Origin of the sequence: Methylosinus sp. sav-2, assembly GCF_004366495.1 — a bacterium.
Lineage (GTDB): Bacteria > Pseudomonadota > Alphaproteobacteria > Rhizobiales > Beijerinckiaceae > Methylosinus.
In genome coordinates, this window is record NZ_SOEJ01000001.1 from 339,842 (window position 1) to 365,066 (window position 25,225).

Annotated in this window: 24 protein-coding genes and 1 pseudogene; 11 read left to right on the forward strand and 14 right to left on the reverse strand. The window is 64.9% G+C overall.

The genetic code is table 11. From position 1 onward, the window contains the following. Nucleotides 1-20: 20 nt before the first annotated feature. The 3 genes from bcsA to EDE12_RS01620 all read right to left on the reverse strand — a co-directional run bounded on the left by bcsA (nt 21) and on the right by EDE12_RS01620 (nt 4,183). Nucleotides 21-2,309: a UDP-forming cellulose synthase catalytic subunit gene (bcsA, locus tag EDE12_RS01610; protein ID WP_245275832.1), complete on the reverse strand. Its 2,289-nt coding sequence runs from the start codon at nt 2,307-2,309 to the stop codon at nt 21-23. 65 nt (nt 2,310-2,374) lie between these two features. Further along, the gene (gene bcsS, locus EDE12_RS01615) at nt 2,375-3,190 is read right to left on the reverse strand and encodes a cellulose biosynthesis protein BcsS (RefSeq protein ID WP_051592612.1); all 816 of its coding nucleotides are present in this window, start codon (nt 3,188-3,190) and stop codon (nt 2,375-2,377) included. Nucleotides 3,191-3,388: 198 nt separating this feature from the next. Further along, entirely contained in the window at nt 3,389-4,183 is a 795-nt protein-coding gene (locus EDE12_RS01620; RefSeq protein WP_036291309.1) for an alpha/beta hydrolase, read from the reverse strand. Between the two features lie 177 nt (nt 4,184-4,360). Between EDE12_RS01620 and EDE12_RS01625 the strand changes: the two genes are divergently transcribed. Together EDE12_RS01625 and lpdA are read left to right on the forward strand one after the other, a co-directional pair. Then, the gene (locus EDE12_RS01625; protein ID WP_134187963.1) at nt 4,361-5,578 is read left to right on the forward strand and encodes a glycosyltransferase family 4 protein; all 1,218 of its coding nucleotides are present in this window, start codon (nt 4,361-4,363) and stop codon (nt 5,576-5,578) included. 105 nt (nt 5,579-5,683) lie between these two features. Continuing rightward, nucleotides 5,684-7,096: a dihydrolipoyl dehydrogenase gene (lpdA, locus tag EDE12_RS01630; protein ID WP_026599902.1), complete on the forward strand. Its 1,413-nt coding sequence runs from the start codon at nt 5,684-5,686 to the stop codon at nt 7,094-7,096. A gap of 149 nt (nt 7,097-7,245) precedes the next feature. Here the strand turns inward: lpdA and EDE12_RS01635 are convergent. Both EDE12_RS01635 and EDE12_RS01640 read right to left on the reverse strand, forming a co-directional pair. Continuing rightward, a pseudogene (locus tag EDE12_RS01635) lies at nt 7,246-7,515 on the reverse strand (usg protein). Nucleotides 7,516-7,693: 178 nt separating this feature from the next. Further along, nucleotides 7,694-8,185, reverse strand: coding sequence for a heme-binding protein (locus EDE12_RS01640; protein ID WP_083967461.1), 492 nt, complete (start codon nt 8,183-8,185; stop codon nt 7,694-7,696). Nucleotides 8,186-8,400: 215 nt separating this feature from the next. On the opposite strand from EDE12_RS01640, the gene EDE12_RS01645 reads away from it, so the two are divergent. Continuing rightward, nucleotides 8,401-8,970 (forward strand): hypothetical protein, encoded by a 570-nt coding sequence (locus EDE12_RS01645; RefSeq protein WP_026599901.1) that lies wholly within the window; start codon nt 8,401-8,403, stop codon nt 8,968-8,970. 21 nt (nt 8,971-8,991) lie between these two features. Here EDE12_RS01645 and EDE12_RS22430 read toward each other — a convergent pair whose 3' ends face one another. From EDE12_RS22430 to EDE12_RS01655, 3 genes are all read right to left on the reverse strand, one after another. Further along, the gene (locus EDE12_RS22430) at nt 8,992-9,126 is read right to left on the reverse strand and encodes a hypothetical protein (RefSeq protein WP_256388657.1); all 135 of its coding nucleotides are present in this window, start codon (nt 9,124-9,126) and stop codon (nt 8,992-8,994) included. A 211-nt stretch (nt 9,127-9,337) separates the two neighbouring features. Next, nucleotides 9,338-10,330 (reverse strand): tyrosine recombinase XerC, encoded by a 993-nt coding sequence (locus EDE12_RS01650; RefSeq protein ID WP_026599900.1) that lies wholly within the window; start codon nt 10,328-10,330, stop codon nt 9,338-9,340. A 58-nt stretch (nt 10,331-10,388) separates the two neighbouring features. Beyond that, complete coding sequence (locus tag EDE12_RS01655; RefSeq protein WP_024878308.1) at nt 10,389-10,709, reverse strand: DUF1476 domain-containing protein; 321 nt, start codon at nt 10,707-10,709, stop codon at nt 10,389-10,391. Nucleotides 10,710-11,011: 302 nt separating this feature from the next. Here EDE12_RS01655 and purC point away from each other — a divergent pair, with 302 nt between their 5' ends. Then, a complete protein-coding gene (purC, locus tag EDE12_RS01660; protein WP_018267133.1) occupies nt 11,012-11,806 on the forward strand; it encodes a phosphoribosylaminoimidazolesuccinocarboxamide synthase in 795 nt (264 codons plus the stop codon). Nucleotides 11,807-12,152: 346 nt separating this feature from the next. On the opposite strand, the gene hemA is transcribed toward purC, so the two are convergent. Together hemA and EDE12_RS01670 are read right to left on the reverse strand one after the other, a co-directional pair. After that, on the reverse strand, nt 12,153-13,439 hold the full coding sequence (gene hemA, locus EDE12_RS01665) for a 5-aminolevulinate synthase (RefSeq protein ID WP_026599899.1): 1,287 nt from the start codon (nt 13,437-13,439) through the stop codon (nt 12,153-12,155). Between the two features lie 265 nt (nt 13,440-13,704). Continuing rightward, nucleotides 13,705-15,015 carry a histidine kinase gene (locus EDE12_RS01670; RefSeq protein ID WP_026599898.1) on the reverse strand — a complete coding sequence of 437 codons (1,311 nt, stop codon included), beginning with the start codon at nt 15,013-15,015 and terminating at the stop codon, nt 13,705-13,707. A gap of 109 nt (nt 15,016-15,124) precedes the next feature. Between EDE12_RS01670 and EDE12_RS01675 the strand changes: the two genes are divergently transcribed. Further along, nucleotides 15,125-15,745 (forward strand): response regulator transcription factor, encoded by a 621-nt coding sequence (locus EDE12_RS01675; protein ID WP_024878305.1) that lies wholly within the window; start codon nt 15,125-15,127, stop codon nt 15,743-15,745. A 228-nt stretch (nt 15,746-15,973) separates the two neighbouring features. On the opposite strand, the gene EDE12_RS01680 is transcribed toward EDE12_RS01675, so the two are convergent. Next, nucleotides 15,974-16,606, reverse strand: a complete 633-nt coding sequence (locus tag EDE12_RS01680) for a response regulator transcription factor (RefSeq protein ID WP_026599897.1) — start codon at nt 16,604-16,606, stop codon at nt 15,974-15,976. A 104-nt stretch (nt 16,607-16,710) separates the two neighbouring features. Between EDE12_RS01680 and EDE12_RS01685 the strand changes: the two genes are divergently transcribed. From EDE12_RS01685 to EDE12_RS01710, 6 genes are all read left to right on the forward strand, one after another. Continuing rightward, complete coding sequence (locus EDE12_RS01685; RefSeq protein ID WP_026599896.1) at nt 16,711-18,117, forward strand: histidine kinase; 1,407 nt, start codon at nt 16,711-16,713, stop codon at nt 18,115-18,117. A gap of 94 nt (nt 18,118-18,211) precedes the next feature. Beyond that, nucleotides 18,212-18,616, forward strand: a complete 405-nt coding sequence (locus EDE12_RS01690) for a calcium-binding protein (protein WP_036291307.1) — start codon at nt 18,212-18,214, stop codon at nt 18,614-18,616. A gap of 28 nt (nt 18,617-18,644) precedes the next feature. Next, the gene (locus EDE12_RS01695) at nt 18,645-19,829 is read left to right on the forward strand and encodes an ABC transporter substrate-binding protein (protein ID WP_026599894.1); all 1,185 of its coding nucleotides are present in this window, start codon (nt 18,645-18,647) and stop codon (nt 19,827-19,829) included. 74 nt (nt 19,830-19,903) lie between these two features. Beyond that, the gene (locus tag EDE12_RS01700; RefSeq protein WP_036291304.1) at nt 19,904-20,953 is read left to right on the forward strand and encodes a YVTN family beta-propeller repeat protein; all 1,050 of its coding nucleotides are present in this window, start codon (nt 19,904-19,906) and stop codon (nt 20,951-20,953) included. Next, the gene (locus EDE12_RS01705; protein ID WP_026599892.1) at nt 20,950-21,702 is read left to right on the forward strand and encodes an ABC transporter ATP-binding protein; all 753 of its coding nucleotides are present in this window, start codon (nt 20,950-20,952) and stop codon (nt 21,700-21,702) included. The genes EDE12_RS01700 and EDE12_RS01705 overlap by 4 nt, the downstream gene beginning before the upstream one ends. Nucleotides 21,703-21,745: 43 nt before the next feature. Then, on the forward strand, nt 21,746-22,570 hold the full coding sequence (locus EDE12_RS01710) for an ABC transporter permease (protein WP_024878298.1): 825 nt from the start codon (nt 21,746-21,748) through the stop codon (nt 22,568-22,570). Between the two features lie 11 nt (nt 22,571-22,581). On the opposite strand, the gene EDE12_RS01715 is transcribed toward EDE12_RS01710, so the two are convergent. The 3 genes from EDE12_RS01715 to EDE12_RS01725 form a co-directional block, all read right to left on the reverse strand. Beyond that, nucleotides 22,582-23,418, reverse strand: coding sequence for a nitroreductase family protein (locus EDE12_RS01715; RefSeq protein ID WP_026599891.1), 837 nt, complete (start codon nt 23,416-23,418; stop codon nt 22,582-22,584). 50 nt (nt 23,419-23,468) lie between these two features. After that, complete coding sequence (locus EDE12_RS01720; protein ID WP_166671816.1) at nt 23,469-24,488, reverse strand: enoyl-CoA hydratase/isomerase family protein; 1,020 nt, start codon at nt 24,486-24,488, stop codon at nt 23,469-23,471. Between the two features lie 91 nt (nt 24,489-24,579). Then, nucleotides 24,580-25,224, reverse strand: coding sequence for a hypothetical protein (locus tag EDE12_RS01725; RefSeq protein WP_134187964.1), 645 nt, complete (start codon nt 25,222-25,224; stop codon nt 24,580-24,582). Nucleotide 25,225: the final 1 nt, after the last annotated feature.

A 25,225-nucleotide genomic window follows, 5' to 3' on the forward strand; every position in this document is an offset into this window, starting at 1 on the left:
AATGTTTTTGATGGAATGGATCAGGCGTTTTCATTCTTCGAAGACGGCGCGCGCTCCGCGGCGCGCGGGGCTGCGGCTTCCGCCGGCGGACGCAGGCGCGGCTGGCGCCGGCCGAGGAGATTGGACAGATCGGCGAAGGCCGGCGGCTCGCGCAGCGCGGTCTCGCTGGCGCGGGGGCGCAGATAGGCGAAGGCGCGCAGCGGCTCGATAACGCCCCACCAGAGAAACTGCACCGTGCCGGCGATAATGCCCTTGTGCTTGCGGCGCGCGGCCTGGAAGCGCTCGAGCGCGGTCGCGTCGCCATACATCAGATCGGCGAGCGCGAGATGATCCTGCGGCTGCGAGAGCGTGAAGGCGATGTGGCGGCGTCCATCCGGCGCGACGCCGACGATGCGCGCGGACAGGCTGGGACGGCGCGCGGCGTCGGCGATGGAGTCGATATAGAGACGCCCTTCCATCTCCTTCGCCGCTGCGAGCGCTTTGGCGTCGGCGTCGGTGGCGGCGCGCAGGCGGCAGCCGCCGGCGGAGACCTCCTCTATGGCGACGCGAACATGCTCCTCGCCGAGCGCGAGCGCGCCGCGCCGCTCCACCGGAAGACGCGGATGCGTCTCGCGGCGACGACGTTCCGCCACAGCGCCGAGCGCGACGCCGGCGGTGACGAGATTGAACATGTTCCACAGGCCGACGAAGAACATCAGCTGACGCACGCCGGGCTCGGCCACGCAGCGATAGACGGCGACGCCGGCGCCGAGCGCGAGCAATCCGTAGATGGCGAAGAAGGGCCAGGCGAGCTCGCTGAGACGATCCTGCGTCTGCGGAAGGCCTTTGGTCGTCACATTGAAGGCGGGGCTGCGCGGGCGTAGAAAGACCGAGACGATCGCCTTGGTCAGGAACACGCCCTGGCAATATTCATACAGCTCCGACACCCAAGGCCAGCGCACCTTGCCGAAGAGATAATTCTGCAGCATGGCGTTCACGACGACATAGGTCGCGGTATAGGCGATGGCCTCTTCTATGTTGGAGACGAAGATCTTCACATCGAAGAGAATGAAGGCGAGCGGCGCCAGCATGAAGACGAGGCGCGGGAAGGGAAAGAACCAGAAGCTCATGCTCGACAGATAGCCGAGCCGCTGCAGCGGCTCGAGGCCGCGCTTCAGCAGCGGATTGCGCAGCAGGAAAATCTGCAGCATACCCTGGCACCAGCGCACGCGCTGGCCGATGAAGGAGGCGAAAGTGTCCGGCTGCAATCCGGCGACGAGCGGCTTGTCGACATAGACGCTGGTCCAGCCTTGCGCATGCAGCTCCAGCGCGGTCTCGCAATCTTCCGTGACGGAGACGCCGGAGAAGCCGCCGGCCTCGTCCAGCGCGGCGCGCCGCAGCAGAGCCGCAGAGCCGCAGAAGAAGGCAGCATTCCATTTGTCCAATCCGCGCTGCGTGACGCCATAGAACATCTCGTTCTCGGACGGCATGCGGCGGAAGGTGCGCAGATTCTGCTCGATCGGATCGGGATTGAGGAAGACATGCGGCGTCTGCACCAGGAAGAGCCGATCATCCTCGAAGAAATAGCCGATCGTCTCGCGCAGGAAGGAGCGGAAGGGCGCGTGATCGGCGTCGAGCACGACGACGATGTCGCCACTGACATGCTCGAGCGCGGCGTTGAGATTGCCGGCCTTGGCGTGCTCATTGCGCTCGCGCGTCAGATAATAGCAGCCGAGCGCGGCGCAGAGCTCCTGCAGAGCGGCGCGGCGGGCGCGGGCGCGCTCGGCGATCGCAGGATCGGGATGCGCGCATTTTTGATCCGTGCCGCCGTCGTCGAGCAGAAAAATGTTCAACCGATCGGCGGGATAATCCATGGATTTCGCCGCGGCGAGAGTCGTCGCGAGAATGGAGGCGTTCTCGTCATAGCTCGGCACCAGCACATCGATGGTCGGCAGAGCCTCGTCCTCTATCTGCGGCGCCGGCTCGCGCTTCAGCGGCTCGGCGTTGACGACGAGAGTGAGGAGCAGCATCGCCACGCAATAGAGCTCGGCGGCGAGCAATATGGAGCCGCAGGTGAGTCCGACCGGATCGGACAGCGGCGGCAGAGTGGAGGTGATGCGCCAATAGACATAGCGCAGCACCACGAAAAGCGCGAGCGCGATGAACAGCTGGCGCGCTTCCGCGCCGCGCGAGAACTTCCACAAAAGGGCGAGGAGGAAGATGACCGAAACGCTGGTCGCCAGCTGCGCCTGCACGCTCACCGGCTGTGTGGCGAGAGCGACGGCGACGCCGCCGAGAAGAAGAAAGGAGAGAAAACGCAAGAGTGACATGGCGACGCCCATGAGCAAAGACGAACAATGAAACGGCGGTGGCCGAAAAATCTGCGGCCGTCGATCTAGAAAGCGATATGCGTGTCGAGAATTCCATAGGCGCCGCTGCCGCGCACGCGATCGCGCAGATAGCCGCTGGAGAGGCCGATCTGCAGCACGCCGAATTTCAGTCCGGTGAGATGCGCGCCGGCGCGCCATTGCGCGAAATAATCATCGCCGAGCGCCAGCGCCTCCGGGCCGACATAGACATAATCGGCGAGCTCCACGCCGAACTTCAGCCGCGTGTAATAGGAATTATGCACGGTCGAATAATAGGCGATGAGCGCGACCATGGTGGAGTCGGTCGGCCGCGCGAAAGCCTCGACGCCGACCTTGGCGCCGGCGGAGACGCCGCGCACCTGATTGCCCGGATCGAAGGGCGACAGGCTGTGATTCATCACATCCGGGCCGACATAAACAGCGACGCCGCCCTGATTGGTGACGACCTCATAGCCGACCATGAAGGAGCCGTCCTCCAGCGTTCCATGCACGCGGCCATAGCCGGTATTGCTCGGAATGAAAGCGGCGCCGACGGGGATGTAGACGGGAAGATCGCTGGCGTCATAGGCGTATTTGCCGATGACGGTGGAAACGCGAATGCGCGGTCCGCTCTCCACCAGCGAGCCGAAGGGCGCGATCTTGCCGATCGCGGCGCCGGCGATGGAGCTGCGCGACGTGCCGTCGACGGAAAGATCGATGGAAACCGTCGGCTGAGGCGTGGCCGGAGGCGGCGGCGCCGACGCCTCCGGCGTGGGGGCGCCCGTATACCAATCGGCGGCGCGCGCCGTCGACCAAATCGCCGCGAAGAACACCAGCGGCAAAGCTGTTCTCGAGAGCATCATGACTCTTCATTCCCAGGCCCGATCGGGTGACGCGCGCGGGAATGTCCGCGAACATTCGCGTCTCTCGATCAAGAGCGCCTGACATGGCGCCTTCCTTAAGAATGGAGGTTAATGGGACAATGTTTATTGAATGCTTTCGCGCTTCGCAAAGAAGCCGTTATGCCTAATGCGCGGTACTGCTCAGCTCACGCACATTTGTCAGAGCGCCTCTATCGTAGCTGTGAGATGCGCGAGATCCTCGCTGCGCGAAAGACGATGATCGCCTTCCATCACCAAGGTCAGCACGACAGGATCGCAGGCGAGACATTCCATCAGCCGCAACGCATGACGATAGGGCACATCCTCGTCGCGCATTCCCTGCATTATATGCACGGGCGCATTCACGCGAATGACGTCCTCGAGCATGAGATGCGCGCGTCCTTCCTCGATGAGCCGACGCGTGATCGGCGTCGGCTCCGGCGAATAGGGCGACGGACGCATCCATGCGCCGTCTTCGAGAATCGCGCGGCGAATATCGTCGTCGGCGTTCTTCCAGATGAGCTCCTCGGTGAAATCGACAGCGGGCGCAATGAGCATGAGAGCGTGCGGGCGACGGCCTTGTTCGGCGAGACGACGCGCCATCAGCAGAGCGAGCCAGCCGCCCATGGAGCTGCCGACGAGAATTTGCGGGCCGCGCGTCGAAGCCTCGAGGACGGCGAGACTCTGCGCCAGCCAATCGCCGATCGTTCCATCCTCGAAACATCCGCTCGATTCGCCATGGCCGGAATAATCGAAGCGCAGGAAGGCGCGCCCCTCGCGCTCCGCCCAGGCGTCGAGATGCGTGGCCTTGGAGCCCTGCATGTCGGATTTGAAGCCGCCCAGCAGCATCACGCCCGGGCGCTCCGCCCCGGCCCCGCGAGCGGCGCGAAAACGCCGGGCGATGCGCCAGGGCTCCCGCCCCGCGAGGGAAAGATCGACGAAGCTCAGCCCCTCCTCGACGCCGTCCACAGCCACCGTCTCCCCGCCGCGCGGGCGCGCCGGCCCGCAAATTAAAGGAATTTCATCGCTTGCTCAGTAACATGGTCCGATCCTGGGACCAAAGGGGCCATATTGCCGGCCCATTTCTGGGGCGAAGAGAGCCCCCGCCTCTCGACCAAGACGACGATCTCGTTTACTGGGCAGCTAGGCTCCATGCTAGAGAATTTCCACGCCTTCCCCTCGACCAGCCGTCCCCTCGCCGGTCGCGCCATTTTGCAGATCGTGCCGGCCCTCCAATCGGGCGGCGCCGAACGCACGACGATCGATATCGCCGAGGCGCTGCATATGGCCGGCGCACGGTCGCTCGTCGCCTCGGAGGGCGGCCGCATGGTCAGCGAGCTGCAGGCCAAGGGCGGAGTGTGGCTCCCCTTTCCGGCCGCGACGAAAAATCCGCTCGCCATGGCGCTCAACTCCTACCGCCTCGCCCGCATTCTGCGCGAGGAGGGCGTCGATATCGTGCATGCGCGCTCGCGGGCCTGCGCCTGGGTCGCGCATCACGCCGCGCGGCGGGCGGGCGCGCGCTTCGTCACCACCTATCACAGCATCTATGGCGGCGCCTCGGTCATCAAGCAGCGCTATAATTCCATCATGGCGGCGGGCGATCTCGTCATCGCCAACTCGCGCTTCACCGCCTGTCACATCGCCGAGCTGTTTCCGCAGGCGACGCAGCGCATCGTCGTCATCGCGCGCGGGCTCGATCTGCGCGCCTTCTCGCCCTCCGCCGTCGAACCCGCCCGCGTCGAGCGCGTGCGCTCCTCCTGGGGCGTGGCGCGGCACGAGCGCGTGGTGCTGCTGCCGGCGCGACTTTCGGCGCGCAAGGGCCATGCGACGCTGATCGAGGCGGCGAAGCTGCTCGTCGCCGAAGGTTTTTCGGATGTGCGTTTCATTCTGGCGGGAGACGCGCCGAGCGCCGGCTTCCGCGCCGAGCTGGAGGCGCATATCGCGCGCGCTGGTCTCGTTGGAATCATGCGCGCGACCGGCCATTGCGCCGATATGCCGGCCGCCTATCTCGCCGCCGCCGTCGCCGTCGCGCCCTCGACGACGCCGGAGGCCTTCGGCCGCGTCGCCATAGAAGCGCAGGCGATGGGCGCGCCGATCGTCGTCTCGGATATCGGCGCGGCGGTCGAAACCGTGCTCGCCCCGCCGCAAGTGGACGCGGCCGCTTCCACCGGCTGGCGCGCGCCTCCGGGCGACGCCGCCGCGCTGGCGCGTGCGATTCGCGAGGCGCTGGAGCTGCGCCCCTCGGCCCGCGAGGCGCTGACGGCGCGCGCGCGGCTCCATGCGCAGACGCATTTTTCCGTGGAGCGCATGTGCGCCGCGACGCTGGACGCCTATGAGCGGCTGCTGGCGCCGCAATCGGCGGGCGCATGACGCGCTCGCAGAAGAAATGGTTCGACCTCACCCCTGCGAAGCGGATATTCTCCTTGCATAAAAGCTATCTAGCGATCGATCGCAGCGCGACAAAGGAGTTGGCGGATGGCATATGATCTCATCGTCATCGGCACGGGGCCGGGCGGTTATGTCTGCGCGATTCGCGCGGCGCAGCTCGGCCTCAAGACCGCCGTCGTCGAGAAGCGCGCGACCCATGGCGGCACTTGCGGCAATGTCGGCTGCATCCCCTCCAAGGCGCTGCTGCACGCCTCTCACATGTTCGAGGAGGCGGGCCACGGCCTTTCCGATCTCGGCGTGATCGTCGAGCCGCCGCGGCTCGATCTCGCGAAAATGATGAAGCACAAGGCCGACACGGTCGCCGCCAATGTCGGCGGCGTCGCCTTTCTGTTCAAGAAGAACAAGATCGATTCCTACCATGGCGCCGGCCGCATTCTCGGCGCCGGCCGCGTCGAGGTGACGGGCGAGAATGGCGCGACGCAGATTCTCGAATCGCAATATATCGTCATAGCGACGGGCTCCGCCGTGGCGCCGCTGCGCGATGTCGACGGCAAGGAGATCGCCTTCGACGAGAAGACGATCCTCTCCTCCACCGGGGCGCTGGAGCTCGAATCGGTTCCGAGGCATCTCGTCGTCGTCGGCGCGGGCGTCATCGGTCTCGAGCTCGGCTCGGTCTGGCGACGGCTCGGCGCGCAGGTGACGGTGATCGAATATCTCGACCGCATTTTGCCGGGCGCCGACGCCGAGGTCGCGACCCGCTTCCAGAAGATTCTCGAGAAGGAGGGCTTCGCCTTCCATCTCGCCGCCAAGGTCACCAAGATCGACAAGACGCCGGAGGGCGTCTCCGTCTCCTACGCCTCCACCAAGGGCGGCGGCGGCACGCCGATAACGGCCGACGCAGTGCTGATCGCCACCGGGCGCATTCCCTATACGGCGGGCCTCGGCCTCGAGGAGACGGGCATCGCCACCGAGCGCGGGCGCGTCGTCATCGAGGAGCATTTCCGCACCAATGTGCCGGGCATTTTCGCCATAGGCGATGTGGTGCGCGGCGCCATGCTCGCCCATAAGGCCGAGGAGGAGGGCGTCGCCGTGGCGGAAATCCTCGCCGGCCAGGCGGGACATGTGAATTACGGGGTCATTCCCTCTGTGGTCTACACCAAGCCGGAGGTCGCCTGGGTGGGCCTGACCGAAGAAGAGGCGAAATCGGCGGGAATCGCCTATAATGTCGGCAAATTCCCCTTCGCCGCCAATGGCCGCGCGCGCGCCAGTCGGCAGACGGAGGGATTCGTCAAAGTGCTGGCCGACGCCGCCACCGATCGCGTGATCGGCGTGCATATTCTCGGCTCGGACGCCGGCGAGCTGATCGCCGAAGGCGGCGTGCTGATGGAATTCTCCGGTGCGGCGGAAGACCTCGCCCGCACCTGCCACGCGCATCCGACGCTGTCGGAGGCGATAAAGGAAGCGGCGCTCGGCGTCGCCAAGCGCTCGATCCATATGTGACAGGCTCGCAATTCCAGCCCCCTCGTCCTGAGGCGCTTTTTGCGGAACGCGAAAAGCCTCGAAGGACGCTCCAGGAGACGGGGCGAGGCCGCCCTTCGAGACGCCCGCTATGCGGGCTCCTCAGGGCGAGGGGGCCGGCCTCGAAGCCCTCAGTGCAGACGGAACTCCTTGTCCACCAAGGAGACTTCCGCCGGTCGAATGAGCCCGCTATGCGCCACTTGCACCGAGTGGAGCCGCCCGTCGAGGCTCTTCTGCCAAAAATCCAGAAACTTCCGCAATTGCGGAAATTCAGGCTACAGATCGTAGTCCTGCCAAATGTAGGACTGCATGATCGCGGGGTGATCGGGCAGACGGTAGAAAATATTGGCCGTCGTCAGCCCATAGCCTTCGAGCATTCGGCGAAATTCGCGCGACGCCATGAGACGCCTCCTCTTCGATCGCATGAGAACGATAGGTTCGACTGCGATCATCATGCAAGGCGAATGCCGAATAATCTTTTAAAAACAAAGTGCTAGCAGCAGTGGTGAGCGAGTGCTGATCGAAAGGGCGTCCGCGCTCCGAAAAATCGGGGAGCGCGGACGTCCTCGCGCGAAAAATTCACGGGGTCAGAGTGTCGGCGCCGATTTTCGCGACTTGCGCATCCTGCTGCGAGGTCGCTCCGGAAACGCCGATCGCGCCGATGATCTCGCCCTTGTAGACGAGCGGAACGCCGCCCTCGAGCGGGGTGACATTGGGCAGGCTCAGCAAAGCGACGCGGCCGCCGGCGACGGCGTCCTCGAGCGCCTTGGTCGGACGCTTGAACAGGGCCGAGGTGCGCGCCTTGCGCGTCGCCGTCTCGGAAGAGGAGGCCTGCGTGCCGTCGAGGCGTTGCAGATAGAGGAGATTGCCGCCGTCGTCGACAATGGCGATCACCACATTCCAGCCGTTCTTGACGGCTTCCGCCTCGGCGGCGGCGGCGGCCTTCTTGGCCCCGTCCAAAGTGAGGGAGAATTTCTGCTTCACGCCCTTATTCTCGCCCTCCGCCGCAGAGGCGCCGGAGAAGGTGAGGAAGAGAGCGCCGAGAGCGGCGGCGGCCGTGAGGAAGCGCATTTGTTATCTCCAATGTCTATAGAACTACTATAGTAGAATACGCCCCAAGGCACTCGTCAAGGCGCGGCCTGCGCTCGAGGCCGCCCACGATCGCCGCGAAGTTGTGGCGCAGCCGGAACAGAGCGCATATTTCTGTCACGGCTCCAACCCTTTGCGCATGGGCGCCACGATGGAGCGGGAACAGAACGAAACGCCCGGGAACAGGACGAAACACCATGGAATCGATCGGCCGCCGCCTCACGCGCGCATTCTGGTTCACCCTCGCCGTGCTGTTCCTCGTCGAGAGCTGGCTGTGGGACCATGTGAAGCTGTGGCTGCTGCGCCTCGCCGACGCGCTGGGCGTAAAGGAGCTGGAGGCGCAGCTTCGCGGCTTCATCGCCGGCCTCACGCCCATTGCGACCTTGGCCGTCTTCGCTCTGCCGGCGATCACGATCCTGCCCTTGAAGCTGCTGGCGGTGGCGGCCATCGCCCATGGCCATGTGCTCACCGGGCTGGCGGTGATCCTCGCCGCCAAGACGCTGGCCCTCGGCGTCACCTCTTTCCTCTTCGACGCCAGCAGAGAGAAGCTGCTGCAGCTCGCCTGGTTCGCGCGCGTCTATGATCTGACGCTGCGCGTCAGCCGCTGGGCGCATGAGCGGGTCGAGCCGTTCAAGCAGAAGATTCGGGAGGCGAAGGATTTTCTGATGGCGCAGATTTCCCGCGTTCTGGGCGAGGAGGGCCGCTCGCTGTTCTTGCGCAAGCTCGCCCTGCTGCGCGCCCGCGTCCGCCGCCGCGACGCGGCGTGAGCAAACGCCTCGCTCCGCCGCTCAGCGGCAGAGCGCATAGCCGAGGCAGGCGTCGGCCGAAGCCGCCTGTCCCGAGGTGACGATGATCCACACGCCATAGGCGAAAGCCATGGCGAGCACCACTCCGAGCAGCGACAGTCTCGGCGTCTGACCCATTTTCCCCTCCACCGATCGTCGGCGCCCGTCCCCACGGGACGCCGTCAACCTGCCTGAGCCAGAAAATCGCGGGCGTGCGCGAGAGCACGAAACGAAAAACCGGCAGGTTCGCTAGGAAGGAAGGGCGGAGCCAGAAAAAGGCGAGACCTCGCCGAGATTCAAAATTTCAGCGAGGAAGCGCTTGACGAGATCGATCCGAATGTAAGCAAAATCAATTCGATTTCGAACTGTCGCGGCCGCGGGGATGCGCCGAGCGCCAGGCATCCAAAAGCCGGTTCTTGTCGACGGCGGCGTAGATCTGCGTCGTCGAGAGCGAGGCGTGGCCGAGCAGCTCCTGAATGCTGCGCAGATCGCCGCCGCGCCCGAGCAGATGCGTCGCGAAGGAATGGCGCAGCGCATGGGGCGTGGCGCTCGCCGGCAGGCCCAGCGCGCCGCGCATGCGCTCCACGGCGAGCTGCAATATGCGTGGCGAGAGCGGCCCTCCGCGCGCGCCGACGAAGAGCGGCCCGCCGGCGAGCTGATAGGGGCAGAGCGAGATATATTCCTCTATCGCACGCCGGACCGGCTCGATGACCGGCACGACGCGCGTCTTGCCGCCCTTGCCGGTAATGGCGATGCGATCCACCGCGCCGATGGGCGCGCGGTCGCGCTCGATCGACAGCGCCTCCGAAATGCGCAATCCCGCGCCATAGAGCAGCGCCAGAGCGGCGGCGTCGCGGGCGAGAACCCAAGGCTCGCGCGCCTCGCCGGCGCGGGTCTCGGCGCGGGTGAGATCACGCGCGTCGGCGACGCTCAGCGCCTTGGGCAGGCTGTGCGGCTTTTTGGGCGCATGGATGGCGCCGAAGACATCGGTCTTGGCGAGGCCCTTCTTCTCGAGGAAACGCATGAGCGAGCGCACAGCGGCCAGAGCCCGCAGCAGCGAGCGATTCTCGAGCCCCTCGGTCCGCCGCCGCGCCATGAAGGCGCGTATGTCGGCGGGAGAGAGCGCGCTCAATGTGGCGGCGTCGGCCGGCGCTCCCTTATGCTCGGCGAGAAAGGCGAGGAAAAACCGCGCGTCCCGCGCATAGGCGTCGAGCGTGTGGCGGGAGGCGCGCCTCTCCCCGGAGAGATGCTGCAGCCAGGCGAGCGCCTCCGCGACGATATCGGGCGCCGCCAGAAAGGCGGCGCCCGATCTTTTGGTTGCGGCTCTTGGGGAATCGCGCATGGGATAAGTGGTGGCCCGCGCGGATAAAGGAAGGGTAAAGCGCGCCCTCTCCGCGCGCTCAGCCCTGTTTCAGCTCGAGCCGCGCCGTCTCCAGCAATTCGTCGAGGGTGCGGCGAAGCTGATGGTCGGACTGCTCGACGCCCGCCGCCGCGAAATCCGCCTTCACTGTGGAAAACACCTGCTCATCGGCATTCGCGGAAGCCTCGGCGACCACCAGCGCCTCGGCGTAGGCCTCCGCCTCCGGCCCTGATTTGCCGAGCTTTTCCGCCGCCCAAAGGCCGAAAAGCCTATTGCGCCGCGCCTCGGCGCGGAACTGGAGCTCCTGCTCATGGACATAGCGTTTTTCGAAAGTCTCTTCCCGGTTGTCGAATATGCTCATGACGACCCTCGGATGTTTCCTTCGGCAAGCGCTCGGATGGCGCAGGATCGAATCTAGGAGATTCGGCCTAGATTCCAATGACATTCGTGCAATTAACGAAAAATTCGGTCAAGTTGTGTCCGCCCCTCGATTCGGCTAGTCTCTTCTGGCGGGTTGTAACCGCGGCTGGAACAGGATAGGACCCGGTTCGATCCGCGGCCATGCGAACGCCGCTTCGGACGGGACGTCGCTCTTCCCGAGCCTAGCGCTCTGGCGGAGACGATCGTCACGCTGAAGCCGAACCGAGGAGCCACGGGCCAGTAATGGATTTTCTCAAGCCCCGGTTGATCCCGATGAATCGCCGCCGCCGCATCTACGAAGGCAAGGCCAAGGTCCTCTACGAGGGTCCGGAGCCGGGCACCTTGATTCAGCACTTCAAGGACGACGCCACCGCTTTCAACGCCAAGAAGCACGAGGTGATCGACGGCAAGGGCGTCCTCAACAACCGCATCTCGGAATTCGTCTTCCAGCACCTCAACGACATCGGCGTGCCGACGCATTTCATCCGCCGGCTGAACATGCGCGAGCAGCTGATTCGCGAGGTGGAGATCGTTCCGCTCGAGATCGTGGTGCGCAATGTCGCCGCCGGCTCGCTGTCCAAGCGCCTCGGCATGGAGGAAGGCACGCAGCTGCCGCGCTCCATCATCGAGTTCTATTACAAGAACGACGCGCTCGACGACCCGATGGTCTCCGAGGAGCACATCACCGCCTTCGGCTGGGCGAGCCCGCAGGAGATCGACGACATCATGGCCTTGGCCATTCGCGTCAATGATTTCCTCTCCGGACTCTTCCTCGGCGTCGGCATCCGCCTCGTCGACTTCAAGATGGAGTGCGGGCGGCTGTGGGAAGGCGACATGATGCGCATCGTCGTCGCCGACGAGATTTCCCCCGACTCCTGCCGGCTGTGGGACATCAAGTCCAACGACAAGCTCGACAAGGACCGCTTCCGCCGCGACATGGGCGGCCTCGTCGAGGCCTATACGGAAGTGGCCCGCCGCCTCGGCATTCTGCAAGAGAACGAGACGCCCCGGCCGAGCCAGCCCAAGCTGGTGCAGTAAAGCGCAAGAATCGAGCGCGCTTCCTTCTGCCACTCGTGGAGAAGGAAGCGCGCTTTTTTGTGGCCTCAGCGCCGGCGCCCGCACACCCACACCCACACCCTTTGAGCGCGAATCCTTCTCTCACTCGTGGGAGAAGGTGGCCCCGCCACAGGGCGTCCGTGAGGACGCCCGTCGCGAGCGACGGGCTCTGGCGGGGTCGGGTGAGGGCGGTTTCCAGGGACGATGACGATTTCAGCGCGCAAGGGCGGCGCGGACCCTCATCCGACCCTCGCTGACGCGAGGGCCACCTTCTCCCGCAGGCGGGAGAAGGAGACGCGAACCTTTTGGGTTTCGCTTTATCCACCGCTCACTGCGCGGCGAGCTTGATCTCGGGATAGGTACAGCGCTCGCGGCTCTCCGCGTCGATATGCAGATGCTGCGGCGGCTCCACGAAGGGGATGCCGAGCGTGTGCCACACATCCGCCACCGACTCCACCAGAGCGACGATATGCTCCGGCGTATGGCGCGGCGTCGGGGTGATGCGCAGACGCTCCGATCCGCGCGCGACGGTCGGATAATTGATCGGCTGGATGTAGATGTCGTGGCGCTCGAGCAGCATGTCGCTCGCCGCCTTGCACAGCTCGGCGTCGCGCACCATCACCGGCACGATATGCGAGCCATTCTCCAGCACCGGCAGGCCGGCCGCAGCCAGCGCATGCTTGGTGATATGCGAGGCGCGCTGATGCGCGGCGCGCAAATCGGAACGCGCCTTCAGCAGCCGAACGGCGGCCGTCGCCGCGGCGGCCACGGCCGGCGGCAAGGCGGTGGTGAATATGAAGGAGGCCGCATAGCTGCGAATGGCGTCGATGACCACGCGGTCGCCCGCCACATAGCCGCCGAGCGTGCCGAACCCCTTGGCCAGCGTGCCTTCGATGACGTCGATGCGATGCATGACGCCCTCGCGCTCGCAGATTCCGCCGCCGCGCGCGCCATACATGCCGACGGCATGAACCTCGTCGATATAGGTCATCGCGCCATAACGCTCGGCGAGCGCGGCGATTTCGGCGACCGGGGCGATGTTGCCGTTCATCGAGTAGAGGCTCTCGAAGACGATGAGCTTGGGCCTTGCGCCGGCCTCGATCAGCAGCTCCTCGAGATGGGCGAGATCATTGTGGCGGAAGATCTTGCGCTCGGCGCGCGAGCGCTTCACGCCCTCGATCATGGAATTATGATTGGAGGCGTCGGAGAGAATGACGCAATCGGGCAGAAGATCGGCGATCGTCGAAATGGCCGCGAGATTGGAAATCCAGCCCGAGGTGAAAACGAGCGCGGCCTCCTTGCCATGAAGGTCGGCGAGCTCGCTCTCCAGCTCCACGATCGCATGGCTGGTGCCGGAGATGTTGCGCGTGCCGCCGGAGCCGGCGCCGACGCGCGAAGCGGTCTCCACCATTGCGGCGATCACATCCGGGTGCTGCCCCATGCCGAGATAGTCATTGGAGCACCAGATCGTCACATCGCGCGTCGATCCGTCGTCGCGGTGCCAGACCGCTTGCGGAAAGGTTTCCACACAGCGTTCGAGATGGGCGAAGACCCGATATCGGCGTTCCTCCTGGAGACGAGTGACCGCCGTCTCGAAAAAGCGCCGATAGTCCATGTGACGACCCTTCATACCGCGATAGGAGGCCGATACTCTTGGCCCCGCGCGAAACGCCTGCGCGATGGAACCGCGCTGCTCCCGCTTTGTGCGTTTTGCTACATAAACTATCCGAAGAGGCTTGGCGAGAGGCAGATCGTCGCGCTGAGACGAAGTCACGAAAACGCCACGAATCCTTTTCTCTGCGCGAGCGTGAGCGTGAAAAATTTCCCTCTGCGGCGCGCAATTTCATTTTGCGCCGCACAATGGTCGACGGACGATATCTCTAGAGAGGGAGACGCGCCACTAGCAGCGCGCCGCGCGGCGTGGCGGTCTCCAGCGTCAGCCGCCCGCCGAGGGCGGCGACGCGCTCGCCCATGCCGCGCAGCCCAATGCCTTCGCGCGCGCCCTCGGGCACGCCGGCGCCGTCGTCGCGCACGGTGACGCGCAATTCCGTCTTGCCGCCGGCCTCTATGCGCTCCACCGACACATCGACGCGCGTGGCGCTCGCATGGCGGAACACATTGGTGAGCCCCTCCTGCACGATGCGATAGGCGGTGAGGGCGATCGACTCGTCGAGCGGCTCCCCGGTCTCGTCGATATGAAGGCCGAGCGCGACATCGGGATCGAGATCGCGCCAGCCTTGGGCGAGCGCCTGCAACGCGCCCTCGAGGCCCATCTCGTCCAGCGCCGCCGGCCGCAGCCGGCCGAGAATGCGGCGATTGACCTGCTGCAGCGCGCCGAGCTGCGCGTCGATATTCAGGCAATCTTCCCGACGCGCGCCCTCGAGCTTGCGGGCGAGCGCGCCGAGCCCGGCGCGAATGCTGAACAGAAAGGGCCCGATCTCGTCATGCAGATCGCGGGCGATGTCGCGCCGCTCCTCGTCCTGCACATGGATGATGCGCTCCACCAAGGCGCGGTTTTCCGCGTCGAAGCGCGCGAGCGTCTCCGCCAGCGCATCGACCCGTCCGGCGATGGCGACGAATTCCGGCGCGTCGCCGGCGGCCATGCGCACGTCGCGATCGCCTTGCTCTATGCGCCGCAGCGCCTCGGCGAGAGTGGAGACCGGCGCGAGGGCGCGGGAGAGGACCACCGACACCACGCCGAAGCCGGCGAGCGCCAGAGCCGCCGCGCCCAGCGCCAGCGCCCACACCTCCTCCCAAATCTCGTCGATCTCGTCCCCGGGATCGGCGGCGAGCGCCAGCTCCCCGCGCAGGCGCCCGCGGCCGTCGAGCGCGATGCGCGTCTCGCTGGGCGGCCCGGCGACCAGCGCCGCGAACCAGCCGGGCGCGCGCCGGCAGTCCCCCATCCGCGCCCCCGCCGCGCCGGAGCCGGCCATATAGATATGAATGTGCCGCAGCCGCTCCACCTCGGCGAGCCGGTCGCGCAGCGCCGCGAGCGGATCGTCGCTCTCCTCGACGCTGGCCAGCGCCGTCGCTACGAACTCCCGCGCGAGGCGCGCCGTGCTGTCCGATTCGGCGCGCACGCGCGAAGCGGCGTGCAGCATCAAGAGGCCGACGCCGAGGGCGAGCCCGGTCGCGAGCGTCGCGCCGAGCAGCGCCAGCAGCCTGGCGCGCAAGGACAATCCTTTCAACATGGGCCCCGCCTTTGCAAAGCGCGGCGACTTTACGTAAGGGTAGCCGCGGGTCAATCCATGCCGGCGCTTCGAAGCGAAGCGTCCCGAAACGAGGCGTCGCGAGCAAAGAATGCGTGTCCTGATCGTCGACGATCATCCGATCATCGTCTCCGGCTGCGCTTCCATGCTCTCCGGCGAGGGCGACATAGAAGCGCGCGACGCCGGCGATGCGGAGACGGCGCTGGCGCTCTTCGTCGAATGGCGGCCGGATATCGCCGTCGTCGACATCAACCTCCCCGGCGCCTCCGGCTTCGAGCTGACGCGCCGCATGCTGCGCCACGACGAAGAGGCGCGCATCGTCATCTTTTCCATGAACGACGATCCGATCTTCGCCGCGCGCGCGATAGAGGCCGGCGCCCGCGGCTATGTGACCAAGAACGACGATCCGTTTCTGCTGCTGCGCGCGGTGCGCGAGGTGGCGGCGGGAGGCGTGTTCCTGATGCCGCGGCTCGCCAATCGGCTGGCCTTCGACAAGACCGCGGCGCTCGCCAATCCTCTGGCGGAGCTGAGCTCGCGCGAGCTGGAGATTTTGCGCCTGCTCGGCAAGGGCTCGAGCATGACCGAGATCGCCGATGCGGTGCATGTGTCCTACAAGACGATCGCCAACACATGCTCGCTGCTGAAGCGCAAGCTCGGCGCGCGCACGCCGATGGATCTGGTGCGCATAGCGATAGAGCAGCGGCTGGCGTGAAGGGGCGTTTCTTCCTTCTCCCGCGCGCGGGAGAAGGTGTCGCGCGAATGCGCGACGGATGAGGGCGCGAGGGGGTTCGCTTCCAAAACTTCCCGAAATAAACGTCTAAAAATTCCCGCGCGGATAAATCGGCAATTCTGAACACGATGCGCCCTCATCCGACCCTCGCTAACGCGAGGGCCACCTTCTCCCGCACGCGGGAGAAGGAGCGCGCACGACGATCGTGGGTCACACCAATTCTTTCGCGAGCTTATTCTCGACGGCGATGCGGATGAGATCGGCGCGCGAGCGGGCGCCGAGCTTGCGCTTCAGCAGCGAGCAGCTGTTCGCCACCGTCTTGTAGGACACGCGCATGATATGCGCGATCTCCGCCATTCCCTTGCCTTCCGCGAGCAGGCGCAAAATCTCCAGCTCGCGGCCGCTCAGCCCCTCGAGCGGATTGGCGCCGTGCTTCTGATCGAAGAAGGCGAGCTTTTGCGCCACCTGATTGGAGAGATAGCGCTCGCCCGCCGCGACCATGCGCACCGCCTTGAGGAATTGCGCCGGATCCTCGCTCTTGGCGAGATAGCCCTTCGCGCCATGCTCGATGGAGCGCGCGGCGAAGACGGGATCGTCATTCATGGTGAAGACGATCGCCTTCGTATCCGGCTTGCGCTTCAGCATGCGCCGCAGCAGCTCGAAGCCGGAGAGCCCAGGAAGATTTATGTCGAGCACGATGACGTCCGGCTGCGCGGACGCATGCGCCTCAAGCGCCGCGTCAGCGTCGCGCGCCTCCAGCACTTCTATGTCCGATTGCCCGGACAACATGCCGCGGCATCCGGCAATCACCATGGGATGGTCGTCGACGATCAGCACGCGCATCGGGCATAGCCATTGTTCTAGAGAAGATTACTATGCGAATACAAAATCTTGTTTGTCAATCACCGGCGCCTCGCGCCGACGCGACGCGAAAATGGGAGTGTTCCATGTCCTTGAAGGCGAGGCTCGGCTGGCTCATCGCCATCGTCCTCACTGCAATGCTCGCGGTCAATGTAGCGATCATGATCGGCCACGCCGGCCCGCGCGTGCGCGCCGAGGCCGAGAGCATAGAGCATTTGGCGCATGAGCTGGTCGAGACCGCGCTCGCCAGCGTGCAGGAGACCAAGGACCCGATCCCCGCGCTGCGCAGGCTGTTCGACAATCTGCGCAATCTGCGCCACATAGAGATAGAGATATTGCCCAATGACGATATCGCGCCGAGCTTCGACTCGAAGTGGCGCAAGGAGATGCAGACGGGCGTGCCCGACTGGTTCGTGAGCCTGTTCGCGCCGACGCCCAAGATCGACATCATCCCCGCGCGCATCGGCGACGTCCAATACGGCAACATCGCCATCATCTTCGATCCGGTAGACGAGCTCGCCGAAATCTGGTCGGACCTCCTATGGCTCGGCGCCATCAGCCTCGCCGTCACATTGCTAATGCTGGCGCTGGTGCTGACGCTGCTGAGCCGCACGCTCTCGCCTTTCGACTCGCTGGGGCGCGGATTGGCGCGGCTCGAGGCGGGCGAGAAGGATGTGCGTCTCGATCTGCGCGGCGCCTCCGAATTCAGGAATATTTCCCAAAAGCTCAATTCGCTCGCCGCGACGCTCGATCGCGTGACGGAGGAGAATCATTCGCTCATCGATCGGCTGTTCGCCGTGCAGGATTCCGAGCGCCGCGACATCGCCCGCGATCTGCATGACGAAGCCGGCCCATGTCTCTTCTCCATCCGCGCCGGCGCCGCGACGCTCGTCGCCTCGGCCTCGGGAAATTTTCCCGATGGCGAGCTGCTGCGGCGAACCTGCGCCAATATAGACGCCGCCGGACAGGCGCTGCAGACGCTGCTGCGGCGAATGCTCGAGCGGCTGCGCCCGCCGGCGATGAGCGAGCTCGGCCTCGAGGCGGCGTTGCGCGGGCTCTTCGCCTCCTGGACCGGCAGCCGCGCCGATGTGCGGCTATCGCTGCGCATCGCGCATGATCTCTCCTGCCTCGACGAGAAGATCGCGCTGACCGCCTATCGCGTGGTGCAGGAATCGCTCACCAATATTTTCCGTCACGCATCCGCCGCCAATGCCGAGGCGCGGCTGGAATTCGTCGAGTCGCCGCCGGAGCTCGCAGAGGCGGGCGGCGCCGAGGCGCTGCGCGTTCTCGTCGAGGACGATGGCGTCGGCCTGCCGGACGAGCGCAGATTCGGCCTCGGCCTCATCGGCATGAGCGAGCGCGTCCATGCGCTCGGCGGGCTGATGCGCATGGAGCCGCGGCCGAAAGGCGGCACGCGGATAGAGGTGCTGCTGCCGCTGCCCGAGGTGGAGGAGCCGCCCGAGGCGGACGAGCGCGAGGGCGACGATCTGTAGCGGGGCCGCGTGCATATGTACGCTTTGTGTGATCGGCCGGCTCCGACTATATTGGGAGAATCTCGCGATTTTCGTCGGGAAAAGGAGGCAAGATATGACGGCCAAGTTTCACATTATCGCCCTCGGCGCTGGACTGTGCCTCGCATCGGCCATGGTCGCGCAACCTGTTTTCGCGGCGCCTTCGCCGATCAAGAGCTTCGACACGGATAATGACGGCACGCTCGATCTCGCCGAGGTGAGCAAGGCCGCCGCGGCCGTCTTCGACAAGCTCGAGAAGGACAATGACGGCACGGTCGACCGCAAGGAGGTCGGCGCGCGCATCGGCAAGAAAGATTTCGCCGCCGCCGATCCGGACGATGACAAAACGCTCACGAAAGAGGAATATCTCGCCCTCGTCGGCAAGCTGTTCAAAGCGGCGGACAAGGACAACGAAGGCACGCTCGACGCCAAGGAGCTGAAGTCCAAGGCGGGTCAGGCGCTGCTGAAGCTGATTCGCTGAACAAAAAAAGGAGCGGCCGACACGCGTCATGATCAAGCGTTGCGTCATCGGGGCGTCGGTCGCCGCCATTCTCGCCATCATGCCCGCCGCGGCCGAGCCGCTGCGGGTGAAATTCGGCGTGCTGCGCCAGCAGCATTCGAGCGAAACTCTGTCGATCCTCGACCTGCCGGCCGAGGACGACACGCTCGCCGGCGCGCTGATCGGCGTCGCCGACGATAACACCACCGGCCGCTTCACCAATCAGAGCTTTGAGGCGATCGACGAGAAGCTCGCGCCCGGCGATGACGCCGTCGCCGCCGCGCAAAAGCTGCTCGACCAGGGCGCCGTCGCGATACTCGCCGATCTTCCCGCCGACGATCTTCTACACGTCGCCGATGCGCTGAAATCGCGCGACACGCTCGTCCTCAATGTGAGCGCAGCCGACGATAGGCTGCGCGAGGAAGACTGCCGCGCCAATGTCATTCATGTCGCGCCGACGCGCTCCATGCTGACCGACGGGCTGGCGCAATATCTCGTCTGGAAGCAATGGCGCCGCTGGCTCGTCATCAAGGGCTCGCATCCGCAGGACGAGCTGCTCGCCGCGGCCTATCGCGCCAGCGCGAAGAAATTCGGCGCGAAGATCGTCGACGAGCGCGTCTATGTCGACACTGAGGGCGGACGCCGCTCCGATTCCGGCAGCGTGCAGACGCAACGGCTGATTCCACCGCTGACGCAGGGCGCCAGCTATGACGTGCTGATCGCCGCCGACGAGAGCGAGGTTTTCGGCAATTATCTGCCCTATCGCAATTTCGATCCGCGTCCGGTGGCGGGCTCGGCCGGCCTCGTTCCGACGAGCTGGGACGCCTCGCATGAGCAATGGGGCGCCGTGCAGCTGCAAAATCGCTTTCGCGCGCAGTTTCACCGCGGCATGAACGCCCGCGATCATCAGGCGTGGGTCGCCGCGCGCATGATCGGCGAAGCCGCCACGCGCGCCTCCTCGGCCGATCCGAAGGCGCTGCGCGACTATCTCTTGGGGCCGGAGTTCACCATTGCGGCCTTCAAAGGCGTGCGCCTGTCGCTGCGACCCTGGAATCGACAGCTGCGCCAGCCTATTCTGCTCGGCGACGGCCGCATGATTGTCTCGGTGTCGCCGCAGGAGGGCTTCCTGCATCAGACCTCCGAGCTCGACACATTGGGCGTCGACAAGCCCGAAACCAAATGCAGGCTGAAATGAAAGCGATCAGAAATCTCGGCGCGCGATTCCTTCTCCCGTTTACGGGAGAAGGTGGCCCGGCGCAGCCGGGTCGGATGAGGGTCCATTCGAGACAGCTCAGCGACTCGCCCTCATCCGCCGCGCATTCGCGCGACGCCTTCTCCCGCGAGTGGGAGAAGGGACGCGCGTTCTGCTCGGCTGCGGTCGCGGCTCTTCTTCTCGCTGCTCCGGCGCAGGCCTTCACCGCCTATGTCAGCAATGAGAAAGGCAATAGCGTCACCATCATCGACACCGACAAGATGGAGGCGATCAAAACGATCAAGGTCGGCCGCCGGCCGCGCGGCATCGAGATCTCCAAGGACAATTCCGAAGTCTATATCTGCGCGGGCGACGACGACACGATTCAGGTGCTCGACACCAAGACGCTCAAGATCACCGGCAATCTGCCCTCCGGTCCCGATCCCGAGCTGATGATATTGAGCCCCGACGGCAAGACCGTCTATGTGTCGAATGAGAACGACAATCTCGTCACCATGATCGACACCAAGACCAAGCGCCAGATCGGCGACGTGCCTGTCGGCGTCGAGCCGGAAGGCATGGCGGTGAGCCCGGACGGACGCATTCTCGTCAACACGTCCGAGACCACCAATATGGCGCATCTCATCGACACGCAGACGAAGCAGATCATCGCCAATGTGCTGGTCGATGCGCGTCCGCGCTTCGCCGCCTTCAAGCCGGATGCCTCCGAGCTGTGGGTGTCGTCGGAGATCGGCGGCACGGTCGCCGTCATCGATCCGCAGAGCCATAAGGTGACGCAGAAAATCCGCTTCGAGATTCCGGGCCTCTCCAAGGAGGCGATCCAGCCGATCGGCATCGCCTTCACCAATGATGGCAAGCGCGCCTTCGTCGCGCTCGGCCCGGCCAATCGCGTCGCCGTCATCGACACGGCGACGAAGAAAATCGAAAAATATCTGCTCGTCGGCCAGCGCGTCTGGCATCTCGCCTTCACGCCGGACGAGAAATATCTCCTGACCGCCAATGGCGTCTCCAATGATATTTCCATCGTCGACGCGGCCAGCCTCAAAGTGCTGAAGTCGATCCCCGTCGGGGCCTTCCCCTGGGGCATTGCGGTCGCCGGCAAATGACCGACGAACCGCTCGCGCTCAACGTCGAGCATATCGGACACAGCTATGGCGCTCGGCGCGCGCTGGACGATGTGAGCTTCTCCGTCGCGACGGGAAGCTTCACCGTGCTGCTGGGCCTCAATGGCGCCGGCAAGAGCACGCTGTTCTCGCTCATCACACGCCTCTACGCCGCGCGCGAAGGCAAGATCGAGATCTTCGGCCATGATGTCGCGCGCGAGAGCGGCGCGGCGCTACGCCGACTCGGCGTCGTCTTCCAGGCGCGCACGCTCGATCTCGAATTGAGCGTGATGCAGAATTTCGTCTATCACACCGCGCTGCACGGCATAGGCCCCGCCGAAGCGAAGCGCCGTGGGGAGGCCTTGCTGGAGCGCGCCGGCCTCGCGGATCGCGCCAAGGACAAGGCGCGCGATCTCTCCGGCGGCCAGATGCGCCGCGTGGAGATATTGCGCGCGCTGCTGCATGAGCCGCGCGTGCTGCTGCTCGACGAGCCGACTGTCGGCCTCGACATAAAGGCCCGCGCCGATATTCTCGCGCAAGTGCGCGCGCTGGTCGCCGAGCGCAAGCTCGCCGTGCTGTGGACCACGCATCTCATCGACGAGGTGACGCCAAGCGATGATGTCGTCGTGCTCCATCAGGGCAAAGTTCTCGCCGCCGACACATCGGCGAATATAATGGCGGCGACATCGACAGAGTCGATCGGCGCCGCATTCGAGCAATTGACCGGCGCCAAGGCGCGAGACGCGGCATGATGCGGCCCTCACGCCGCGCGCCCGAAGACAAAGCGGAACAGCGATGACGACCGAAACCAGCGGCTTCACCGCGCGCCAATACGCCATCTGCCTCGCCGGCGTGATCTGGCGCGAAGCCTTGCGTTTCCTGCATCAGCGAGAGCGCTTCGTCTCCGCTCTGGTGCGTCCCTTGGTGTGGCTGCTGATCTTCGCCGCCGGCTTTCGCCAAGTGCTCGGCGTCTCCATCATCCCGCCCTATGAGACCTATGTGCTCTATGAGGTCTATATCACGCCGGGATTGATGGCGATGATCCAGCTGTTCAACGGCATGCAGTCCTCGCTGTCGATGGTCTACGACCGCGAGATGGGCAATATGCGCACGCTGCTGGTCTCGCCCTTTCCGCGCTGGTATCTGCTCGGCGCCAAGCTTCTCGCCGGCGTCGCCGTGTCGATATTGCAAGTCTACGCCTATCTCTTCATCGCCTATTTCTGGGAGATCGAGCCGCCGACGCCGCTCGGCTATCTCACCGTGCTGCCGGCGCTCGTGCTCGCGGGACTGATGTTCGGCGCGCTCGGCATGCTGCTCTCATCCGCGATCAAGCAGCTCGAGAATTTCGCGGGCGTGATGAATTTCGTCATCTTTCCGATGTTCTTCGCCTCATCCGCGCTCTATCCGCTGTGGCGCGTGCAGGAGTCGAGCCCCGTCCTCTATTGGATTTGCCTCGTTAATCCTTTCACCCATGCGGTGGAGCTGATCCGCTTCGCCTTTTATGAGAAAATCTCCTGGGACTCGCTCGCCGCCGTCGCCGGCTACACGACGTTCTTCTCCGCCGGCGCGCTCATCGCCTATGATCCCGCCAAGGGAATGCTGATGCGCAAGGGCGGCTGAGCCGCCCCCGCTCACTGGGCCGCTTCGAAAACCCGCTCGTCGCGACGCGCTGCAACAACTCCGGGCGTCGTCTCGATCCAATCGACCGCGACGGGCTTGCGCGTTCGGAACATTTCCGGCGCCGGCAGCGCATCGTCGGCCTTGTAGCCGATCAATATGGAAGCGACGATATCGATCTCCGCGCCGAGACCGAGATAATGTCGAAGATCGCGCTGCACATTGAGATAATTGGATTGAATGCAGGTCGATAGGCCACGCGATTGCGCGGCGAGCGTGAGCGCATAAGTGAAATTGGCCAATCCGAAAGTGCGCGTCAACGCATTGACGCGCACCAGCACGGGCACGTTGCGCAGCGATGCGAAAAAGCAGCGCAGCCCTTGCAGAAGGCTCGGCTCGCGCGCCGCCCGCCGCAGCAGCGCAGTGAGCGACAAGCGCACGAGATCGACGTATCTGCGCCGGTCCGCGGTGCGATAGACGAGCACCAGCCGCGGCGCGCCTTTGACCTCGAAGAAGCGCCGATACATGCCGGTCACATAGCGCCTCCATTCATCCGCCGTCGCCGGCCTGCGCTCGTCGACCTTGGAAGGCTCCGCGCCGCCATTGCGCAGCACCTGCTCCAGCACCGGAAAGACGGACTCCCATCCGGCGAGCTCGAAGCGCGCGATCACATCCTTCGAGGCGTCATGGCCAAGGACGATCACCTTCCAGGCTTGCGTGTTGCCCGGCGACGGAGCCCATGATGCGAGCTCGAATATTTCCGCGAGCAATGCGTCGTCGACCGGCGCATCGCTGTAATGCCGAATGGCTCTTCTTTCGCGCAATCCTTGTTCGAGACCGATATCGTCCATGCGCTCACTCCTTCGATTCCACCGACGCTGCGCTTCCATCGCGATGAGCCTCAATTCGGCATCGAGATGCGAGCGCTTTCGCCATCGCCTGACTCCTCGCCAGCGCCGATCGCTTTCGAGAAGTGGCGATTGAGACGCTTCGGCCTCTGGCGATGCGCCGCGATCGATTCCGCCAAGCGCGCTCCGACGCATGAGGATGCGCGCACGCGCGGCGCGTCGATGATCTCGTGCAGCGCCGTCGACAGATCGTCCATTTCATCGACGAAAGCGACATGAGCGAGGATTTGCAGCAAATGCGCTTCGGCGATATTGCGCGTCTCGCCCGTTCGATCTTCGACAGTGAAGAAGGCGTCGCCGATGCGCGCCGGGCGTCCTTGAAAGACCGCCGCCATGCGGTCGATCGCGATTTTCGCGTCGGCGATCCGCTCGGCCAGGGTGAAGCGCTCTATCCTTTCGCGATCGGCGAGAACCTCGGACAGCAGCACGGGAATGGCGTCCGTCACCATGGCGCGCGACATGACATCCCATCCGACGAGCCCGGCCATATGGCAGAGCCCTAATGTATGATAAGGAACGCCGATCCGAAGATGCGGCATCAATATTTTTATATCCGATCGCGCGCAGACGACCTCGCGGCAGCTGAGCGCCAATTCGACGCCGGCGCCGACGAGATGGCCTTCGACGCGCGCCATTGTCGGGACGCTGCGGCCGAGCTCGCGGAGAAGCTGCGTCACGCGGACGAAATAATTGTCCTCGCCCAGCAGATCTTCGCCAGGACTGACGCGCCGCGCCGCGGCTTCGAAATCGTTCAGATTGAGACCAGCGCAAGCGACCGAGCCCGAGGCCGTATCGAAAGCGATCTCGAGACGATCGAAGGGCAGCTCGTGAAATCGGCGAAGCGTCTCATAGAGACTATCGGTCGCGGCTTTCGTCAGCGCATTGTGGTTCGGCGGGTCCGAAACAATGACGTGAAGCACGCCGTCGCCGGCCTTGTAGCGCAGGCCCTCGACATCGCCGAGCCCGAGCACGGCGCGCTTCGCCTCTTGTTGAAAATTGACGTCGTGCTGCATTTTGAAATCTCCAATCCGCATGAAATTGGACGCGTCGAAGCTGACGCGCGATAGAGGAGCCGTTCGGCTGCGCCGATGTCGCCTCGCGCGCCTATGATCCGGCGCCCGATTTCGGCGCCTCGACCGCGCGAAGCAGAAATGTCGCGAGCCAGGACGTCTCCGCCTCGACGAAGCTGCTCGGAACCAATATTGCGATCACGATGATCGCGACCGCGATGAGGAAAAGCGACGGCATCAGCAATCGCGACGGACGCCGCTCGATCGGTCGCGGAACCCATGGGATATGGCGCATCGGCGCCGCCACGCGTCGCGCGCTCGCCTGAATCTTGCGTCGATCCGGCGATTCTTGCGCCTCCCGCCACGCGGCGAGCACTCGACGCGCGAAAACGGTCTTCCATTCGGCATGGGCGTGATCGGGATGCAGCCAGATCATCAGCCAGCGCATATGCTTTCGCATATCGGCGCGGCTCGCGCCGGGACGCACGCCGAGAATTCTATGGCTGTCGGCCGTAGGAAAGAACAGGATCTGCTGCACATAAAATTCCGCCGCCGCTTTCACATAGCTCTTGTCCTTGCCGGAGCGCCGCGCGGCCTCCTCGAGCGTTTCCTCGCAGCCGGCCGCGATGCGAATGACCTCGAGCACGTCGTCGGGCAATGGCAGCTCGCGCGCGCGCGCCGCCATCGGCGGGATCGACGCGAGAGCGAGCGCGCATTGCAATGCCCTGCTTCTCGGCACG

Excerpts from the sequence above, each read along its gene's own strand:
- EDE12_RS01695 (WP_026599894.1), top strand. The coding sequence starts at position 18,645 with ATGATCAAGCGTTGCGTCATCGGGGCGTCGGTCGCCGCCATTCTCGCC.
- hemA (WP_026599899.1), bottom strand. The coding sequence starts at position 13,439 with ATGGACTATCGGCGCTTTTTCGAGACGGCGGTCACTCGTCTCCAGGAG.
- lpdA (WP_026599902.1), top strand. The coding sequence starts at position 5,684 with ATGGCATATGATCTCATCGTCATCGGCACGGGGCCGGGCGGTTATGTC.
- EDE12_RS01690 (WP_036291307.1), top strand. The coding sequence starts at position 18,212 with ATGACGGCCAAGTTTCACATTATCGCCCTCGGCGCTGGACTGTGCCTC.
- EDE12_RS01700 (WP_036291304.1), top strand. The coding sequence starts at position 19,904 with ATGAGGGTCCATTCGAGACAGCTCAGCGACTCGCCCTCATCCGCCGCG.
- EDE12_RS01655 (WP_024878308.1), bottom strand. The coding sequence starts at position 10,709 with ATGAGCATATTCGACAACCGGGAAGAGACTTTCGAAAAACGCTATGTC.
- EDE12_RS01670 (WP_026599898.1), bottom strand. The coding sequence starts at position 15,015 with ATGTTGAAAGGATTGTCCTTGCGCGCCAGGCTGCTGGCGCTGCTCGGC.
- EDE12_RS01710 (WP_024878298.1), top strand. The coding sequence starts at position 21,746 with ATGACGACCGAAACCAGCGGCTTCACCGCGCGCCAATACGCCATCTGC.
- EDE12_RS01720 (WP_166671816.1), bottom strand. The coding sequence starts at position 24,488 with ATGCAGCACGACGTCAATTTTCAACAAGAGGCGAAGCGCGCCGTGCTC.
- EDE12_RS01645 (WP_026599901.1), top strand. The coding sequence starts at position 8,401 with ATGGAATCGATCGGCCGCCGCCTCACGCGCGCATTCTGGTTCACCCTC.
- EDE12_RS01680 (WP_026599897.1), bottom strand. The coding sequence starts at position 16,606 with ATGCGCGTGCTGATCGTCGACGACCATCCCATGGTGATTGCCGGATGC.
- bcsA (WP_245275832.1), bottom strand. The coding sequence starts at position 2,309 with ATGTCACTCTTGCGTTTTCTCTCCTTTCTTCTTCTCGGCGGCGTCGCC.
- EDE12_RS01625 (WP_134187963.1), top strand. The coding sequence starts at position 4,361 with ATGCTAGAGAATTTCCACGCCTTCCCCTCGACCAGCCGTCCCCTCGCC.
- EDE12_RS01715 (WP_026599891.1), bottom strand. The coding sequence starts at position 23,418 with ATGGACGATATCGGTCTCGAACAAGGATTGCGCGAAAGAAGAGCCATT.
- EDE12_RS22430 (WP_256388657.1), bottom strand. The coding sequence starts at position 9,126 with ATGGGTCAGACGCCGAGACTGTCGCTGCTCGGAGTGGTGCTCGCCATG.
- EDE12_RS01640 (WP_083967461.1), bottom strand. The coding sequence starts at position 8,185 with ATGCGCTTCCTCACGGCCGCCGCCGCTCTCGGCGCTCTCTTCCTCACC.
- EDE12_RS01675 (WP_024878305.1), top strand. The coding sequence starts at position 15,125 with ATGCGTGTCCTGATCGTCGACGATCATCCGATCATCGTCTCCGGCTGC.
- purC (WP_018267133.1), top strand. The coding sequence starts at position 11,012 with ATGGATTTTCTCAAGCCCCGGTTGATCCCGATGAATCGCCGCCGCCGC.
- EDE12_RS01705 (WP_026599892.1), top strand. The coding sequence starts at position 20,950 with ATGACCGACGAACCGCTCGCGCTCAACGTCGAGCATATCGGACACAGC.
- EDE12_RS01650 (WP_026599900.1), bottom strand. The coding sequence starts at position 10,330 with ATGCGCGATTCCCCAAGAGCCGCAACCAAAAGATCGGGCGCCGCCTTT.
- bcsS (WP_051592612.1), bottom strand. The coding sequence starts at position 3,190 with ATGATGCTCTCGAGAACAGCTTTGCCGCTGGTGTTCTTCGCGGCGATT.
- EDE12_RS01685 (WP_026599896.1), top strand. The coding sequence starts at position 16,711 with ATGTCCTTGAAGGCGAGGCTCGGCTGGCTCATCGCCATCGTCCTCACT.